The organism is Mesorhizobium sp. M2A.F.Ca.ET.067.02.1.1 (assembly GCF_004023285.1).
Taxonomy (GTDB): Bacteria; Pseudomonadota; Alphaproteobacteria; order Rhizobiales; family Rhizobiaceae; genus Mesorhizobium.
Window position 1 is genome coordinate 1 of record NZ_RZSB01000842.1, and the last position, 2,359, is coordinate 2,359.

2 protein-coding genes and 1 pseudogene are annotated in these 2,359 nt (G+C 65.2%); all 3 read right to left on the reverse strand.

Going from position 1 to position 2,359, the window contains the following annotated elements:
* Window positions 1-306 (reverse strand): annotated as a pseudogene (locus EOA28_RS32610) (hypothetical protein); the annotation flags it as partial.
* A gap of 137 nt (window positions 307-443) precedes the next feature.
* Window positions 444-1,820, reverse strand: a complete 1,377-nt coding sequence (locus tag EOA28_RS32615; RefSeq protein WP_128315695.1) for a pyruvate dehydrogenase complex dihydrolipoamide acetyltransferase — start codon at window positions 1,818-1,820, stop codon at window positions 444-446.
* Between the two features lie 18 nt (window positions 1,821-1,838).
* On the reverse strand, window positions 1,839-2,359 hold a 521-nt coding region (locus EOA28_RS32620), incomplete at its 5' end, for a transketolase C-terminal domain-containing protein (protein WP_281060942.1).

Sequence of the window (2,359 nt, forward strand, 5' to 3'; positions counted from 1 at the left end):
CTTCAGAACCGGGATGTCCTGCGGCTTCGGCGGCTGCGGAGGCGGTGGCTTCGGAGCCGGCTGCTCGGGCGGCTTTTCGACCTTCTGTTCAGGTTTCGGCTCCGGCGGCTTCGGAGCGGGCTTCGGCTTTGGCTGTTCCGGCGGCGGCACGATCGCGACGTTGACCGGCTGTTCCTGCTGGTCCGGCTGTTGCTCGGGCCTCGGCAGGCCAAAGAACAGGAACGCTGCAATCAGGACATGCAGGAACAGCGATGCGGCCAGGGCCCATCGCCAATTCCGAAACCATTCCCGCATCTTGCCGTTCATTGCGCCCGATGTGGAACGAAATGGCGGCGGCTTCAAGCACCGGGCCGGGATTCCTGCGAGCTGCCGGCCTGACAAGTCGGTGATCGCAGGGCCTGTAGCGTAAGAGCAAGCCGGATCAAGGACCTGCAGGAATTGGCTTACACCAGCATGCTCATCGGGTTTTCGATCATGCGCTTGAAGGCGCCGAGCAGTTCCGCGCCGAGCGCGCCGTCGACCGCGCGGTGGTCGGTCGAAAGCGTCACTGACATCACCGTGGCAATCTTGATCTCGCCCTTCTTCACCACCGCCCGCTCCTCGCCCGCGCCGACGGCCAGGATCGTCGCATGCGGCGGGTTGATGACGGCGGCAAAGTCCTTGATGCCGAACATGCCGAGATTGGATACCGCCGTCGTGCCGCCCTGATATTCTTCGGGCTTCAGCTTGCGGCTCCTGGCGCGGCTCGCCAGATCCTTCATCTCGTTGGAGATGACCGACAGCGTCTTTTCATCCGCATGCCGGATGATCGGCGTGATCAGGCCGCCGGGAATCGACACGGCGACGCCGACATCGGCGTGCTTGTGCTTGACCATGGCGTTCTCGGTCCAGGAGGCGTTCGCATCCGGCACCGCCATCAGCGCCATGGCCATCGCCTTGATCACCATATCGTTGACGGAGAGCTTGTAGGCCGGAACCTCGCCCTTGTCGGTCTTCCTCATCGGGGCGGCGGCATTGAGCTGCGTGCGCAGCGCCAAGAGCGCATCGAGCTCGCAATCCAGCGTCAGATAGAAATGCGGGATGGTGGACTTCGCCTCAACCAGGCGGCGCGCGATGGTCTTGCGCATGTTGTCATGCGGCACGAGCTCGTAGGAGCCTTCGGCGAACAGCTTCAGCACCTGGTCGTCCGACATCGGCTTGGGTGCCGGCGCCGGAGCGGACGGAGCGCCGGCCGGCGCTTTCGCGGCAGGCGCCGCCTTGGCGCCGCCGGAAGAGATCGCCGCTTCGACATCGGCCTTGACGACGCGGCCATGCGGGCCGGTGCCGGTCACGGCGGAAACATCCACGCCCGCATCCTTGGCGATGCGGCGAGCCAGCGGCGACGCGAAGACGCGGTCGCCGGCGGCGTGGCCGTTGGCGACGGGAGCGGGCTCGGCCTTCGCCGGCGCAGGCGCCGCGGCCGCTGCTGCCGGCTTGGGTGCTTCCTTGGGGGCTTCGGCCTTCGGAGCGTCCGCTTTCGGCGCTTCGGCCTTTGGCGCGGCGCTGCCACCGCTCTTGGCTGCGGCGCCGGCATCCTCGCCCTCGCCGGCCAGGATGGCGATCAGCGCGTTGACCTTGACGCCTTCGGTGCCGGCCGGAACCACCAGCTTGGCGACCGTGCCTTCATCGACGGCTTCGACTTCCATCGTCGCCTTGTCGGTTTCGATCTCGGCGATCACGTCGCCCGGCGAAACCTTGTCGCCTTCCTTGACCAGCCATTTCGACAAATTGCCCTCTTCCATCGTCGGAGAGAGAGCCGGCATGGTGATGTTGATTGGCATGATGTCCTCCCGACCGGCTTAGCGATAGGTCACGGCTTTGACGGCCTCGACGACCTCGCCGACATTGGGCAGCGCCAGCTTTTCGAGGTTCGCCGCATAAGGCATCGGCACGTCCTTGCCGGCGATGGTGATCACCGGCGCGTCGAGGAAGTCGAAGGCGCGCTGCGAGACCTGGTTGGCGATATGGTCGCCGACCGAGTTCTGCGGAAAACCTTCTTCCACCACCACGAGACGGTTGGTCTTCTTCACCGAGGCGATGATCGTGTCGAAGTCGAGCGGCCGGATGGTCCTGAGATCGATGATCTCGGCATCGATGCCCATGCCGCGCAGCTCGGCCTCCGCCTTGACCGCATAGGTCATGCCGATGCCGAAGGAGACGAGGGTGACGTCCTTGCCCTGCTTGTGGATGCGGGCCTTGCCGATCGGCAGCACGAAATCGTCGAGCTTCGGCACATCGAAGGAATGGCCGTAGAGGATCTCGTTCTCGAGGAAGATGACCGGGTTCGGATCGCGGATCGCTGCCTTGAGCAGGCCCTTGG